This window comes from Cryobacterium inferilacus, assembly GCF_019599185.1.
Taxonomy (GTDB): Bacteria; Actinomycetota; Actinomycetes; order Actinomycetales; family Microbacteriaceae; genus Cryobacterium; species Cryobacterium inferilacus.
The window spans coordinates 72,568-88,147 of the sequence record NZ_JAIEUL010000001.1 but is presented as its reverse complement, the minus strand read 5'-3'; the positions used below and the strand labels follow the sequence as shown (position 1 = coordinate 88,147).

The following is a 15,580-nucleotide window of genomic DNA, read 5'->3' as shown; positions in this document are numbered from 1 at the left end:
GGGTTCGGTAGGCTGACGGCATGGTTACCCGGATCAACCCGAGCATTCTGGCCGCAGACTTCGCCAACCTGGAGCGGGAATTCGGCCGGATCAGCACCGCCGACCTCGCCCATGTCGACGTGATGGACAACCACTTCGTACCGAACCTCACCCTCGGCCTGCCCGTGGTCGAACGGCTGCTCGAGGTGTCGCCGATCCCGCTGGACCTGCACCTGATGATCGACGATCCCGACCGCTGGGCTCCGGCCTACGCCGAGGCCGGCGCGTACTCGGTCACGTTCCACGCCGAGGCCGCCACGGATGCCGTCGGCCTGGCCAGGCGCCTGCGCGCTATCGGCGCCAGGGCGGGCATCGCGCTCAAGCCTGACACCCCCGCGGGGCCATACCTCGACCTGCTCGACGAGTTCGACCAGGTGCTGGTCATGACCGTCGAGCCGGGTTTCGGCGGCCAGAGCTTCATGGCGTCGACGATGCCCAAGCTCAGCCTGCTCGCCGACGCCGTGCGCACGAGCGGTCTCGACGTGTGGCTTCAGGTCGACGGCGGCATCACCGAGGACACCATTGCCCAGGCCGCCCAGGCCGGCGCGAACACCTTCGTCGCCGGTTCGAGCGTCTTCAACGGCGACCCGGCCGGGGCGATCGCCCGGCTCCGTTCGGCCGCGGAGCTGCACGCGCACGCCCACTGACCCCGCCCGCGCCGCGCACACCCCTGGGACCGGTACCCTGTAGAGGTGAAAACTTTCGACGACCTGTTCGCTGAGCTGAGCCAGAAGGCCAAAGACCGGCCGGAGGGCTCAGGCACCGTCCGCGAGCTCGACGCCGGCGTCCACGCCATCGGCAAGAAAATCGTCGAAGAGGCCGCAGAGGTCTGGATGGCCGCCGAATACCAGAGCGACACCGAAACCGCCGAGGAGATCTCGCAGTTGATCTACCACCTGCAGGTCCTCATGGTGGCGAAGGGGCTTTCCCCCGAGGACGTCTACCGACATCTGTGAGACCCGGCATCCCCGATGCCGACCCTCAGACTCCGCCTCCCCACCCGGGAAATCCCTCCTCTTGGAAAGAATGACATGTTGAGAATCGCTGTGCCCAACAAGGGCTCGCTCGCTGAGACCGCCGCCCAGATGCTCGCCGAGGCCGGCTACAACGGCCGTCGCGACCCCCGCGACCTGGTCGTCGCCGACCCGCACAACGACGTGGAGTTCTTCTACCTGCGTCCCCGCGACATCGCCACCTACGTCGGGAGCGGCGCTCTGGACGTCGGCATCACCGGCCGTGACCTGCTCCTGGACTCCCGCTCCACTGCCGGTGAGATCGCCAGCCTCGACTTCGGCGACTCCACCTTCAGATTCGCCGGTCCCGCCGGCCGGTTCACCGAGCTGTCCGACCTCGAGGGCCTGCGCGTCGCCACGAGCTACCCCGGCCTGGTCGGCGCCTTCCTGGCCGGCCACGGCGTCACGGTCCACCTCGTCACCCTCGACGGCGCCGTCGAGTCCGCCGTGCAGCTCGGCGTCGCGGATGCCGTCGCCGACGTCGTCTCCACCGGATCGACGCTGCGCAAGGCCGGCCTGCAGATTTTCGGCCCGGTCATCCTCGAATCCACCGCGGTGCTGATCACCTCCGAGAACGAACACCCCGGCATCAACACCCTGCTGCGCCGCCTGCAGGGTGTGCTGGTCGCCCGCCAGTACGTGCTCGTCGACTACGACGTGCACGTGGACAACCTCGACGCCGCCTGCCAGGCCGCCTCCGGGATCGAGTCGCCGACGATCTCGTCGCTGCGCGACCCGAACTGGGTGGCCGTGCGGGTGATGATCCCCCGGGTCGACACCAACCGCGTGATGGACCAGCTCTACGAGCTCGGTGCCCGCGCCATCCTGGTCACCTCGATCCACAACGCCCGGTTGTAACCATGAGCCTCGCCGTTCGCGTGATCCCGTGCCTCGACGTGGCCAACGGCCGCGTGGTCAAGGGCGTCAACTTCCAGAACCTGCGCGACGCCGGCGACCCGGTCGAACTCGCCAAGCGCTATTACGAGCAGGGCGCTGACGAACTCACCTTCCTCGACGTCACCGCCACGGTGGATGACCGCTCCACCACCTACGACGTCGTGCGCGCGACGGCGGAGCAGGTCTTCATCCCGCTCACCGTCGGCGGCGGTATCCGCAGCGTCGACGATGTCTCCAGGCTGCAGGCCAGCGGAGCGGACAAGGTGGGCGTGAACAGCGCCGCCATCGCCAGGCCCGCCCTGATCTCCGAGATCGCGGACCGGTACGGCGCACAGGTGCTGGTGCTCTCCCTCGACGTCAAACGGAGTGAACGCACCGCATCCGGCTTCGTCGTCACCACGCACGGCGGCCGCACAGAGACCGACCTCGACGCCCTCGCCTGGGCTCGTCAGGCGATCGAGCTCGGCGCGGGCGAGCTACTGGTGAACAGCATCGACGCCGACGGCACCAAGGCCGGCTTCGACCTGGAAATGATCACCATCATGCGCGAACTCAGCACCGTGCCGGTGATCGCCTCCGGGGGAGCCGGTCGGGTGCAGGACTTCCCGCCGGCGATCAGCGCCGGCGCCGACGCCGTACTGGCCGCCTCCGTCTTCCACAGCGGAGGCCTGACGATTGGCGACGTCAAGCGCGAGCTTGCCGACGCCGGAATGGTGGTGCGCCGATGAACGTCGACGCCGCTCTGGATAGCGCCCGTTTCGACAGCAACGGGCTGCTGCCCGCCGTGATCCAGCAGTGGGACAGCCACGAGGTGCTGATGCTCGGTTGGATGGACCGGGAGGCCCTCCGCCGGACCCTCACCGAGGGCCGGGTCACCTTCTGGTCGCGAAGCCGGCAGGAATACTGGCGCAAGGGTGATACCTCCGGGCACGCCCAGTTCGTGCGCTCGGCGGCCCTGGACTGCGACGCCGACACCCTCGTCGTTCAGGTCGAACAGATCGGCGCGGCCTGCCACACCGGCAGCCACACCTGCTTCGACGGTCGCGGCATCGATGTCACCGGTCTTCTGCCGGAGGACGAGCGATGAGCGCCGGGTCGACCACGCCGGAACAGTTTGCCGGCCTGCTCGCCGAACACCGGGTGATCCCGGTCATCCGTGAACTCTTCGCCGACGGCGAGACGCCCGTGGGCATCTACCGCAAGCTCGCCGACGGCAAACCCGGCAGCTTCCTGCTGGAATCCGCCGAGCAGGGCGGGATCTGGTCCCGGTTCTCGTTCGTCGGGGTGTCCTCCTTCGGTGTGCTCACCCAGACCGGCGACGACACCGCCTGGATCGACTACGGCGTGTCGGCCGAGCGCGCCTTCGGCGGGGTCGTCGACCTTCCGCCGCTCGCGGCACTCGCCTACCTCTACGAGCGCTGGCAGACCCCCCGGCTGGCCGAGCACCCGCCGCTGACCGGCGGCCTGGTCGGGTTCATCGGCTGGGAGGCCATCCGCCAGATCGAACGGCTGCCGAACCGGCCGCCGGCCGACTACGACGTGCCGGGCCAGGCGTTCAGCTTTGTGGCAGACCTCGTCGTCATCGACCACAAGCTGGGCACCGTGCAGCTGATCGTCAACGTGCTCAACGACGGCGTCGACGCCACGGATGCGCTCTGGCCGGCCGCCCAGGCGCGCCTGGACGCCCTGCAGTCCCGGCTGACCCAACCGGCAGAGGCCTTCGTCTCCGAGGTCGACCTCTCCGCGCCTGCCACACCGGTGAACCGCACCGACCGGGACGACTTCCTCGCCGCCGTGCACACGTCCAAACAGCACATCGTCGACGGCGACATCTTCCAGGTCGTCATCTCGCAGCGGTTCGACCAGGACTGTTTCGCGGACGCCATCGACGTCTACCGGGTGCTCCGCAGCCTCAACCCGAGCCCGTACATGTACCTGCTCAGCCTCGAATCCACCGCGGGGGAGCCGTACTGGATCGTCGGCTCCTCGCCGGAGGCCCTGGTGAAGGTGGCCGACACGCGCGTCTTCACCCACCCCATCGCCGGGTCGAAGCCCCGTGGCGCGACCCCGGAGGCCGACGCCGATTTCGAGACCGAACTGGCCGGAGACCCGAAGGAACGCGCGGAGCACCTCATGCTCGTCGACCTGGCCCGCAACGACCTGCTCAAGGTCTGCCGCGCCGGCTCTGTCGAGGTGACCGAGTTCATGCGCATCGAACGGTTCAGCCACATCATGCACCTGGTCTCCTCCGTCGAGGGCGACCTGCTGCCGGAGATGACCGCGATCGACGTGTTCAGGGCCACCTTCCCCGCCGGCACGCTCTCCGGAGCGCCCAAACCGCGGGCACTGGAGATCATCGACGCTCTGGAACCGGCCCAGCGCGGCGTCTACGGCGGAGTGGTGGGCTACTTCGGTTTCGCCGGCGACGCGGACCTCGCCATCGCCATCCGCACCGCCACGATCATGAACGGCGTCGCGCACGTGCAGGCCGGAGGCGGCCTCGTCGCCGACTCCGACCCCGCCAGCGAATACCAGGAGTCGCAGAACAAGGCCGCCGCTCCGCTCCGGGCCGTCGCCGTGGCCAACTCGATGACCCGGGTGTACTGAATGTCCCCGGCGACGCGCACGACCAAGCGGCTGAAGCCGATGCTGATCCTGGCCGTGATCATCGCCAGCGGCATCGCCCTGCTGGCCTGGACCCAGGTCTGGCTGACCGTTCGGCTGGCCGCGGACGGCACCAGCCAGCAGGTGCTCGACGTCACCGGCAGCGTCGCCGCGCCCGGCCTGACCGCCCTGGCCCTGGCCGGCCTCGCGCTGGCCGGTGCGCTCACCATCGCCGGCGCCGTGATCCGCATCATCCTCGGCCTGCTCGAGGTGCTCCTCGGAGCCAGCGTGATCCTCTCCGCGACCCTGGCCGTCGCCGACCCCGCCGGTGTGGCAGCGGCCGCGGTGACCACCGCCACCGGAATCGCCGGCGTGGACTCCACCCGGGCCGCCGTCGACAGCACCGCACTGACGTTCTGGCCCTACCTGGCCCTGGTCGCCGGCGTGCTGATGCTGCTCATCGGGCTGCTCATCGTCATCACGGCCACCCGGTGGCCCGGTCCCACCTCCCGGTACGACAGCACCCGCTTCGAACCCGTGACGGATGCCACGACCGGTCAGACCCGCCCCCGCGACGCCGTCGACGACTGGGACGGCCTCACCAAGGGCAACGACCCGACCGTCTGAGCAACGGGCAGACACCCGGCGGAGCCGGGCCTGATCCCCGGCAAGCTAGAATTGACCCGCACGCCCATTGACCTTAGGAGAACCATGAGCTTCGAGTCGGCAGACCCCGGCCACGGCCACTCGACGGCGGCCTGGACCGCAGTCACCATCATGCTGATCGCATTCACCATCGGCACCGTCGCCTTCTTCTTCGAGGTCGTCTGGCTCGTCTGGGCATCCGCTGCCCTGCTGCTCGCCGGCCTGGCGATCGGCTGGATCATGGCCAAGGCCGGGTACGGCGCGGCGTCGGTCGACGGAAGTCACTGACGCAAGTGACCAGCGACCTGCTCACAGAACTCCTCGCCGGTTCGCTGGCCGACGCCGAAGCCCGACGGGTGCACCGGCCGTTCGCCGCGGTTGAAGCCGACGCTCTCGCGCAGGTCCCCGCGCTCGACGCGCTGCACGCCCTCGCGCCGGCCGATCGCGTCAAGGTCATCGCCGAGGTGAAGCGCGCCAGCCCGTCCCGCGGGCCGCTGGCCGACATCGTCGACCCGGCCGCCCTGGCCGTGTCCTACGAATTCGGCGGCGCCAGCGCCATCAGCGTCCTCACCGAAGGCCGCCGGTTCCTCGGTTCGCTCGACGACCTGGAACAGGTCAGGTCTGCGGTGTCGATCCCGGTGCTGCGCAAGGACTTCATCGGCAACGACTACCAGGTTCTCGAAGCCAGGGCCGCCGGCGCCGACCTGGTTCTGCTCATCGTCGCCGCCCTCGACCAGGCCACCCTCGCATCCCTGCACAGCCGGGTGCTCGAGCTCGGCATGACCCCCCTGGTGGAGACGCACAGCGCAGACGAGGTCGACCGGGCCCTGGATGTGGGCGCCAACCTGGTCGGCGTCAACGCCAGGAACCTCAGCACCTTCGAACTCGACCAGAACCTGTTCGCGAGCCTGGCCGACCGGATCCCGTCCGGTGTCGTGCGGGTCGCGGAATCAGCGGTCAAAAACGCCACAGACGTGGCCCACTACCGCTCAGCCGGCGCCGACGTCGTCCTGGTCGGAGAAGCCCTCGTCACCAGCGATCCCATCCTCACCCTCACCGAATTCTTGGCGGTATAGATTGTCCACTGGAACGCATCCCCACGCCGATTCACCCGTCAGCGATGCCCTGCACGCTGATTCCCTGCGGGCGCAGAGCGGCCCGTACTTCGGCGACTTCGGCGGCCGATTCGTGCCGGAGTCCCTCGTCGCAGCGCTCGACGAGCTCTCCGCGGAATACGCCCTCGCCAAGGCCGACCCGGCGTTCGCCGCCGAGCTGACCGAGCTGCACCGCAGCTATTCCGGTCGGCCGTCCCTGATCACCGAGGTGCCGCGCTTCGCCGCCCACGGCGGCGGCGCCCGGATCATCCTCAAGCGGGAAGACCTCAACCACACCGGCTCGCACAAGATCAACAACGTTCTCGGCCAGGTGCTGCTCACCAAGCGCATCGGCAAGAAGCGGGTCATCGCCGAAACCGGTGCAGGCCAGCACGGCGTGGCCACGGCGACCGCCGCTGCGCTCTTCGGGCTCGACTGCGTCATCTACATGGGCGAGGTCGACACCGAACGTCAGGCCCTGAACGTGGCCAGGATGCGCCTGCTCGGCGCAGAGGTGATCTCGGTCACGACCGGGTCGCGCACCCTGAAGGACGCCATCAACGATGCGATGCGCGACTGGGTGACGAACGTCGAGACCACCAACTACGTCTTCGGCACCGTCGCGGGCCCGCACCCGTTCCCGGCCATGGTGCGTGACTTCCAGAAGATCATCGGTGAGGAAGCCCGCCAGCAGGTCCTCGATCTCACCGGCCGGCTCCCCGACGCCGTCACCGCCTGTGTCGGCGGCGGTTCCAACGCGATGGGCATCTTCCACGCCTTCCTCGACGACCCCGAGGTGGCTCTGTACGGCTACGAGGCCGGGGGAGAGGGCATCACCGGGCTCCGCCACGCCGCCACCCTCACCAAGGGCCGGCCGGGAGTGCTGCACGGCGCCCGCAGCATGATGCTGCAGGACGAGGACGGCCAGACCGTCGAGTCGCACTCCATCTCTGCCGGGCTGGACTACCCGGGCGTCGGACCGGAACACGCCTGGCTGGCCAGCATCGGCCGCGCCACCTACCTGCCGGTCACGGACGCCGAAGCCATGGACGCACTGCGCCTGCTCAGCCGCACCGAGGGGATCATTCCCGCCATCGAGTCCGCGCACGCGCTGGCCGGCACGCTCGAACTCGGCAAGCAGCTCGGCCCTGACGCCGTCATCCTGGTCAACCTGTCCGGACGCGGCGACAAGGACATGGAAACCGCCGGTCGGTACTTCGACCTCCTCGATGCCGGAGCGGAGCAGCTGTGAGCACCACCCCCGTCACCAGCCCGGTCGAAGCGACCATCGCCGCCAGGCGTGCCGCCGGCGGCGGTGCCCTGGTCGGCTACCTGCCGGTAGGGTTCCCCACCCTCAGCGAGAGCATCGACGCCGCCGTCGCGATCGCCCAGAACGGTGTGGACGTGCTCGAGCTCGGCCTGCCGTACTCCGACCCCGTCATGGACGGTCCGGTCATCCAGGCCGCCACCCAGCAGGCCCTGGCCAACGGGTTCCGCCTGCGGCACGGCTTCGAGGCCGTCGCCGCGATCACCGCTCAGGTGGACACCCCCGTGCTGATCATGACCTACTGGAACCCCGTGCTGCAGTACGGCGTCGACCGGTTCGCCGATGACCTGGCCGCCGCGGGCGGAGCCGGACTGATCACGCCCGACCTCATCCCCGACGATGCCGACGCCTGGCTGGCCGCGAGTGAACGCGCCGGGCTTGACCGGGTCTTCCTCGCCGCGCCGTCGTCATCCGACGAACGGCTCGTCCAGGCCGTCACCCAGAGCCGCGGCTTCGTCTACGCCGTCTCCACCATGGGCATCACCGGTGCCAGGAGCGACGTGGACTCCGCCGCCCGGGTGCTCGTCACCCGCCTGCGCGAGGCCGGTTCCACCAGTGCCTGTGTCGGCCTGGGCATCTCCACACCCGCCCAGGTGCGCGAAGTGTTGCAGTACGCCGACGGCGCCATCGTCGGCTCTGCGCTGGTCAAGGCCCTCGCCGACGGTGGAGTCGCCGCCGTCGCGACCCTCGCCGCCGAACTCGCCGCCGGCGCGCGCGACATCCGCGCGGCCGGTTAGCCCTCTCTCGAAGATCTCGTCCTGCCCAATAGGGTAAATTGTCCGAGGCGGTCGACCGACCGGCTCGTGAGTGGCGTACGCGCCGCGATGAAAGGTTGTTGTGGTGTCGTTTCCCTTGAGCATTCCGAGCCCGGAGTGGAGCTTCTTCGACCTCGGTCCCTTCCGCATCCACGCGTACGCGATCTGCATCCTGATCGGCATCTTCCTTGCCACGGCCGTGACCAGCCGCCGACTGACCAAACGAGGAGCGGAGCCGGGCGTGGTGCTCGACATCATCCTCTGGGCCGTGCCGCTCGGCATCGTCGGGGCACGGATCTTCCACGTGCTCACCCACCCGAATGACTACTTCGGCGACGGGAAGAACCTTCTCGAGGTCTTCGCGGTCTGGAACGGCGGCATCGCCATCTTCGGGGCCCTTCTGGGCGGCGCCGTCGGCGCGTACATCGGCTGCCGTCGCGCCGGCATCCGGTTCTGGTCCTTCGCGGATGCGCTGGCACCGGCCATGCTGATCGCCCAGGCCATGGGTCGGCTGGGCAACTGGTTCAACCACGAACTGTACGGACTGCCCACCACCCTGCCGTGGGGCCTTGAGATCGAGTCCACGAACGCGGCCTACCCGGTCGGCCTGCCCGCCGGCACCCTGTTCCACCCCACCTTCCTCTACGAGATCGTCTGGAACCTCGTCGGTGTCGCCGTCCTTCTCGTCCTGGAGCGCAAGTTCCGGCTGCGCTGGGGCAGTGCCTTCGGTGTCTACCTGATCTGGTACGGCGTGGGCCGCAGCGTTTTCGAGTCGATCCGCGTCGACCCGAGCGAGATCTTCTTCGGTCTGCGCACCAACGTCTGGGCGGCGCTGTTCGCTGTCGTCCTGGGCCTGGTCATCATTCTGGTGCAGAGCCGACGCCACACCGGGGTGGAATTGAGCCCGTACCTGCCCGGTCGCGAGTGGAAGCCGCTTTCTGCTGAGGTAGAATCTGGTGAAACCGATTCCACACTCGAGGATCACGGCAATGAGGCTGCTGAACCCGTTGAATCACGCGAGGTCGACGCCACAAGCACCACCGACACCCGCCCCTAGCCGGGGTTTGCCCCGGTCCACGGTTTCCGCCCTCACTAACGGGCGGCCGGTATCTCTTCCAGCGGGCCGACGTCGTCCCCACCTGCCAGTTATTTTGTGAGGACGGTCTTATGACCCAGCAACCACTCTTCTCGCGGTTCAGCAGTGTTCCCGAGGCCCAGGGTCTGTACAACCCCCACGACGAGCGCGACGCCTGCGGCCTCGCCATGGTCGCCACCCTGCGCGGGACGGCCGGACACGACATCATCACCCGTGCTCTGGACGCCCTACGCAACCTCGAGCACCGTGGGGCCGTCGGATCGGACGCCGGCACCGGGGACGGCGCCGGAATCGTCACCCAGATTCCGGACGAGTTCTTCCGCGCCGAGTCGACCTTCGCTCTGCCGGCGGCCGGCGGTTACGCCGTCGGCAACGTCTTCCTGCCCACGGACCCCACCGGTCGCAGTGCGGTCAAGGGCGCCATCGAGAGGATCGCCCGCGAGGAGAGCCTGGTCGTCCTCGGCTGGCGTGAGGTTCCCGTGCGGCCAGACGAGGTCGGCAACCTCGCCAGGGCCGCGATGCCCGCGATCCAGCAGCTCTACGTGTCGAGCAGCCGGGTCGACGAAGACGGACTCCCGTTGACCGGCATCCGGCTCGACCGCCAGGCCGTGCGGTTGCGCAAGCGCGCCGAACGTGAACTGGACACCTACTTCGCGTCGCTGTCCTGCCGCACCATCGTGTACAAGGGCATGGTCACCACGCTGCAGCTGGAACCGTTCTACCCCGACCTCTCCGACGAGCGGTTCACCTCCAAGCTCGCCCTGGTGCACTCGCGGTACTCCACCAACACCTTCCCGTCCTGGCCGCTCGCCCAGCCGTTCCGCATGATCGCCCACAACGGCGAGATCAACACCGTGCAGGGCAACCGCAACTGGATGCGCGCGCGCCAGTCCCAGCTGGAGTCCGAGCTGCTCGGCGACCTCGGACCGCTGTTCCCGATCGTCACCCCCGGCGCCAGCGACTCCGCCTCCTTCGACGAGGTCGTCGAGCTGCTCAGCCTGTCCGGCCGGTCGCTGCCGCACGCCGTCATGATGATGGTGCCAGAGGCCTGGGAGAACCAGCCGGGTCTGGACCGTGACCGGCGCGCGTTCTACGAGTACCACTCCATGCTGATGGAACCGTGGGACGGCCCCGCCGCCATCGTCTTCACCGACGGCACCCTCGTCGGCGCGACCCTGGACCGGAACGGTCTGCGCCCCGGCCGCTACGTCATCACCGACGACGGCCTGGTCGTGCTCGCCAGCGAGATCGGCGTGCTCGACGTCGACCCCGCGCGCGTCGTGCGCAAGGGCCGCCTGCAGCCGGGCAAGATGTTCCTCGTCGACACCGAAGCCGGTCGGATCATCGAGGATGAAGAGATCAAGGGCTCCCTCGCCGCCAGCCAGCCCTGGGGATCCTGGCTGGACGCCGGCCGGATCAACCTCAAGGACCTGCCGGACCGGGAGCACATCGTGCACCCGCCCGCATCCGTCGTTCGACGCCAACGCACCTTCGGTTACACCGAAGAAGAGGTGCGCATCCTGCTCGCCCCGATGGCCAGGAACGGTGCGGAGCCGTTGGGCGCGATGGGCAGCGACACGCCCATCGCCGTGCTCAGCGAACGACCCCGGCTACTCTTCGACTACTTCACCCAGCAGTTCGCGCAGGTGACCAACCCGCCGCTGGACTCGATCAGGGAAGAGGTTGTCACCAGCCTCCAACTCGGCCTCGGCCCCGAGCTCAACCTGCTGGCCGCCGGTCCGGAGCACGCCCGCCAGGTGGTGCTCGACTTCCCGGTGATCGACAACGACGAGCTGGCCAAGATCCAGCACATCGATACCTCGCCCGGCAGCCGTACCACCACGACGGTGCGCGGGCTGTACCGCTTCGACGACGGTCCTGGCGCCCTGTCCAGCCGCATCGAGGAGATGTGCCACGAGGTCGACGCGGCCATCGAGGCCGGCGCGCTGTTCATCGTGCTCTCCGACCGCGACAGCACCAAGGACCTCGCGCCGATCCCGTCGCTGCTGATGATCGCGGCCGTCCACCACCACCTCATCCGCACCGAGAACCGCCTCAAGGTCGGGATCGTCGTGGAGGCCGGTGACGTGCGCGAGGTGCACCATGTGGCCCTTTTGATCGGCTACGGCGCCAGCGCCGTGAACCCGTACCTGGCCATGGAAACCTGTGAGGACCTGGTCCGCAGCGGATTCATCACCACGGTCACGCCGGAGAAGGCCGTGAAGAACGTCATCAAGGCGCTCGGCAAGGGTGTGCTCAAGATCATGTCCAAGATGGGCATCTCGACGGTGTCGTCCTACGCCGGCGCCCAGACCTTCGAGGCCGTCGGCCTCGACCAGGCCTTCATCGACCGGTACTTCACCGGCACCACCAGCAAGCTCGGCGGCGTCGGCATCGACGTGATCGCCGCGGAGAACCTGGAACGGCACATCGGCGCATACCCGCCGGATGCCGCGGTCACCGCGCACGAGCGACTCGCCACGGGCGGCGAATACCAGTGGCGCCGCGACGGGTCCCCGCACCTGTTCAACCCGGAGACCATCTTCCGGTTGCAGCACTCCACGCGCACCCGCCGCTACGACATCTTCAAGGAGTACACCAAGCTCGTCGACGACCAGTCGGAGAGCCTGATGACCCTGCGCGGCATGTTCGCGTTCAACGTGGGGCAGCGCAAGCCCGTGCCGATCGACGAGGTCGAGTCGGTGGCGTCCATCGTCAAGAAGTTCTCCACCGGCGCGATGAGCTACGGGTCGATCTCCCAGGAGGCGCACGAGACCCTCGCCATCGCCATGAACCGGTTGGGCGGCAAGTCCAACACCGGTGAGGGCGGCGAGGACCTCGACCGGCTCCTCGACCCGACCAGGCGCAGCGCCGTCAAGCAGGTCGCATCCGGTCGGTTCGGCGTGACGAGCATGTACCTCACCCACGCCGACGACATCCAGATCAAGCTCGCCCAGGGTGCCAAGCCGGGGGAGGGCGGCCAGTTGCCGCCCACCAAGGTGTACCCGTGGGTGGCCCGCACCCGGCACGCCACCGCGGGCGTGGGTCTGATCTCACCGCCCCCGCACCACGACATCTACTCGATCGAAGACCTCAAGCAGTTGATCTTCGACCTCAAACGGGCCAACCCGAGTGCGCGCATCCACACCAAACTGGTCAGCCAGTCCGGCATCGGCGCCGTCGCGGCCGGCGTCGCCAAGGCGCTCTCCGACGTGATCCTGATCTCCGGCCACGACGGCGGAACCGGCGCCAGCCCGCTCAACTCGCTCAAGCACGCCGGCACCCCCTGGGAACTCGGCCTGGCCGAGACCCAGCAGACCCTGATGCTCAACGGCATGCGCGACCGCGTCGTGCTGCAGGTGGACGGTCAGCTCAAGACCGGCCGTGACGTCATCATCGGCGCCCTGCTCGGGGCAGAGGAGTTCGGTTTCGCCACCGCACCGCTGATCGTCGAGGGCTGCATCATGATGCGTGTCTGCCACCTCGACACCTGCCCGGTCGGCGTCGCCACCCAGAACCCTGAGCTGCGCAAGCGCTTCTCCGGCAAGGCCGACTACGTGGTGAACTTCTTCGAGTTCATCGCGCAGGAGGTGCGGGAGTACCTTGCCGAGCTCGGCTTCCGCAGCCTCGAAGAGGTCACCGGTCGTAAGGAACTGTTGAACATCAACGGCGCCCTCAACCACTGGAAGGCATCCGGTCTCGACCTGGCGCCCATCCTGGTCGGCCCCGACTTCTCGGCCGGAGAGCCCCGCCACTCCCGCCGGGAGCAGGAGCACGAGCTCGACCTGCACTTCGACAACGACCTGATCCGCGAGAGCGCCAGCGTGCTCGAACACGGCGGTCAGGTCAGCATCAGCCGCACCATCCGCAACACCGAACGCGCCGTCGGCACCATGCTCGGCCACGAGGTGACCCTGCGCCACGGTGAGAACGGTCTGCCGGCCGGTTCCATCGACGTCACCCTCACCGGATCCGCCGGGCAGTCCTTCGGAGCGTTCCTGCCGAGCGGCATCACCCTGCGGCTCGAGGGGGACTCGAACGACTACGTCGGCAAGGGCCTGTCCGGCGGGCAGATCACCGTCCGCCCCGACCGGAGCAGCAGTTTCGCCGCCGAGGACAACGTGATCGCCGGCAATGTCATCGGCTACGGTGCCACGCTCGGCAGCATGTTCATCCGCGGCATCGTCGGTGAACGCTTCCTGGTGCGCAACTCCGGCGCCACCGCCGTCGTGGAAGGCGTGGGCGACCACGCCCTCGAATACATGACGGGTGGACTCGCCGTGATCCTGGGCAGCACCGGCCGGAACCTGGGCGCGGGCATGTCCGGGGGAACGGCGTACGTCTACGGGCTGTCCCGCGACCTGGTCAACCGGGACTCGCTCGAGTCCGGTGAGCTGTCGCTCCTGCCGCTCGGCAGTGCCGACATCGAGATCGTCGGCGACCTGCTCGAACAGCACCTCGCCCAGACCGATTCCGACCTGGCCCGGCGCATGCTCGCCGACCGGGACACGACAATGAAGAACTTCGTCAAGGTACTGCCGCGTGACTACGCTGCGGTCCTGGCGACCAGGCAGAGTGCTGTCGCCGAGGGGCTCGACCCCGACGGCGACGTGGTCTGGAACCGCATCTTGGAGGTAACCAATGGCTGACCCGAAAGGATTCCTGAAGACCACGGAACGGGAACTCCCGCCGCGGCGACCGGTATCCATCCGCTTGATGGACTGGAAAGAGGTCTACGAGGCCGGCGACTCCGCCGTGCTCAAGCGCCAGGCCGGCCGATGCATGGACTGCGGCGTGCCGTTCTGCCACCAGGGCTGCCCGCTCGGCAACCTGATTCCGGAGTGGAACGACCTGACCTGGCGGGATGAGGGCCGGCAGGCCATCGAACGCCTGCACGCGACCAACAACTTCCCCGAGTTCACCGGGCGGCTCTGCCCCGCCCCGTGCGAGGCCGCCTGCGTGCTGGGCATCAACCAGCCCGCAGTGACGATCAAGCAGGTCGAGGTGTCCATCATCGACCAGGCCTTCGCCGAGGGCTGGGTCACCCCGCAGCCGCCAGGCCGCCTGACCGGCAAGACCGTCGCCGTCGTCGGCTCCGGACCCGCCGGCCTCGCCGCGGCCCAGCAGCTGACCCGGGCCGGCCACACCGTGGCGGTGTTCGAACGGGACGACCGCATCGGCGGGCTCCTGCGCTACGGCATCCCCGACTTCAAGATGGAAAAGAAGCACCTCGACGGCCGCCTGGCCCAGATGACCGCGGAGGGAACCCGGTTCCGCGCCGGCGTCACCATCGGTGTGGACATCAGCTGGAGCGACCTCCGCGCTCGCTACGACGCCGTGATCGTCGCCACCGGCGCCATGGTTCCCCGCGACCTGCCCATCCCCGGACGCGACCTGCCCGGCGTGCACTTCGCCATGGAATACCTCGTGCAGCAGAACAAGGTGGGTGCGGGCGACACCGTCGACAACCAGATCCTGGCCGAGGGCAAGCACGTCATGGTCCTCGGCGGCGGCGACACCGGCGCCGACTGCATCGGCACCGCCCACCGTCAGCTCGCCGCGTCGGTGACCAACCTCGCCATCGGCAAGCAGCCGGGCGACAGCCGGCCGGAGCACCAGCCCTGGCCGATGTCCCCGACCCTGTTCGAGGTGTCCAGCGCCCACGAAGAGGGCGGCACCCGGCAGTACCTCGCCTCCACCATCGAATTCCTGGCCAACGACGCCGGCGAGGTGCGCGCCATCCGCGTCGCCGAAACCGAATACCTCGACGGTCGGCGCGTCCCCAAGGCAGGAACGGAAAGGGAAATTCCCGCCGATCTGGTCTTGCTGGCACTGGGTTTCACGGGTCCGGACAGCACCGAGCTGACCCATCAGCTGCACGTACCGCTCGACGACCGGAGTAATGTCGTGCGTGATAGTGATTACCAGACCAGCCACGAGGGTGTATTCGTCGCCGGAGATGCGGGCCGAGGTCAGTCGCTCATCGTATGGGCGATCGCCGAAGGACGCGCTGCCGCGGCAGCCGTCGATCGGTTTCTCGAAGGCGAGACTCAACTGCCCGCCCCGGTGAAGCCGACGGATCACTCGTTTGCCATCTGAGCGAACGAACT

General features: G+C 68.5%; 14 protein-coding genes. All 14 read left to right on the top strand.

What is annotated here, in order from left to right; translation table 11 throughout:
- The first annotated feature begins 20 nt into the window (after positions 1-20).
- The 14 genes from rpe (at position 21) to K2F54_RS00320 (ending at position 15,569) form a co-directional block, all read left to right on the top strand.
- A complete protein-coding gene (rpe, locus tag K2F54_RS00385) occupies positions 21-686 on the top strand; it encodes a ribulose-phosphate 3-epimerase (protein ID WP_220603873.1) in 666 nt (221 codons plus the stop codon).
- A 45-nt stretch (positions 687-731) separates the two neighbouring features.
- A complete protein-coding gene (locus K2F54_RS00380) occupies positions 732-995 on the top strand; it encodes a phosphoribosyl-ATP diphosphatase (protein ID WP_220603872.1) in 264 nt (87 codons plus the stop codon).
- 75 nt (positions 996-1,070) lie between these two features.
- Positions 1,071-1,910 carry an ATP phosphoribosyltransferase gene (hisG, locus tag K2F54_RS00375; protein WP_220603871.1) on the top strand — a complete coding sequence of 280 codons (840 nt, stop codon included), beginning with the start codon at positions 1,071-1,073 and terminating at the stop codon, positions 1,908-1,910.
- 2 nt (positions 1,911-1,912) lie between these two features.
- Positions 1,913-2,677, top strand: coding sequence for an imidazole glycerol phosphate synthase subunit HisF (gene hisF, locus K2F54_RS00370; RefSeq protein ID WP_220603870.1), 765 nt, complete (start codon positions 1,913-1,915; stop codon positions 2,675-2,677).
- A complete protein-coding gene (gene hisI / locus K2F54_RS00365; RefSeq protein WP_220603869.1) occupies positions 2,674-3,036 on the top strand; it encodes a phosphoribosyl-AMP cyclohydrolase in 363 nt (120 codons plus the stop codon). The genes hisF and hisI overlap by 4 nt, the downstream gene beginning before the upstream one ends.
- The gene (locus K2F54_RS00360; RefSeq protein WP_220603868.1) at positions 3,033-4,556 is read left to right on the top strand and encodes an anthranilate synthase component I; all 1,524 of its coding nucleotides are present in this window, start codon (positions 3,033-3,035) and stop codon (positions 4,554-4,556) included. Before hisI ends, K2F54_RS00360 begins: the two co-directional genes overlap by 4 nt.
- On the top strand, positions 4,557-5,180 hold the full coding sequence (locus tag K2F54_RS00355; RefSeq protein ID WP_220603867.1) for a Trp biosynthesis-associated membrane protein: 624 nt from the start codon (positions 4,557-4,559) through the stop codon (positions 5,178-5,180).
- A gap of 84 nt (positions 5,181-5,264) precedes the next feature.
- Positions 5,265-5,486, top strand: coding sequence for a DUF6704 family protein (locus tag K2F54_RS00350; RefSeq protein ID WP_220603866.1), 222 nt, complete (start codon positions 5,265-5,267; stop codon positions 5,484-5,486).
- A gap of 17 nt (positions 5,487-5,503) precedes the next feature.
- Entirely contained in the window at positions 5,504-6,274 is a 771-nt protein-coding gene (gene trpC, locus K2F54_RS00345; protein ID WP_220604131.1) for an indole-3-glycerol phosphate synthase TrpC, read from the top strand.
- Between the two features lie 49 nt (positions 6,275-6,323).
- On the top strand, positions 6,324-7,544 hold the full coding sequence (gene trpB / locus K2F54_RS00340; protein WP_220604130.1) for a tryptophan synthase subunit beta: 1,221 nt from the start codon (positions 6,324-6,326) through the stop codon (positions 7,542-7,544).
- A complete protein-coding gene (gene trpA, locus K2F54_RS00335; protein WP_220603865.1) occupies positions 7,541-8,356 on the top strand; it encodes a tryptophan synthase subunit alpha in 816 nt (271 codons plus the stop codon). Before trpB ends, trpA begins: the two co-directional genes overlap by 4 nt.
- A gap of 103 nt (positions 8,357-8,459) precedes the next feature.
- Positions 8,460-9,431: a prolipoprotein diacylglyceryl transferase gene (gene lgt / locus K2F54_RS00330; RefSeq protein WP_374107214.1), complete on the top strand. Its 972-nt coding sequence runs from the start codon at positions 8,460-8,462 to the stop codon at positions 9,429-9,431.
- A gap of 110 nt (positions 9,432-9,541) precedes the next feature.
- Complete coding sequence (gltB, locus tag K2F54_RS00325) at positions 9,542-14,119, top strand: glutamate synthase large subunit (protein WP_220603863.1); 4,578 nt, start codon at positions 9,542-9,544, stop codon at positions 14,117-14,119.
- Entirely contained in the window at positions 14,112-15,569 is a 1,458-nt protein-coding gene (locus tag K2F54_RS00320; RefSeq protein ID WP_220603862.1) for a glutamate synthase subunit beta, read from the top strand. The genes gltB and K2F54_RS00320 overlap by 8 nt, the downstream gene beginning before the upstream one ends.
- Positions 15,570-15,580 lie beyond the last annotated feature (11 nt).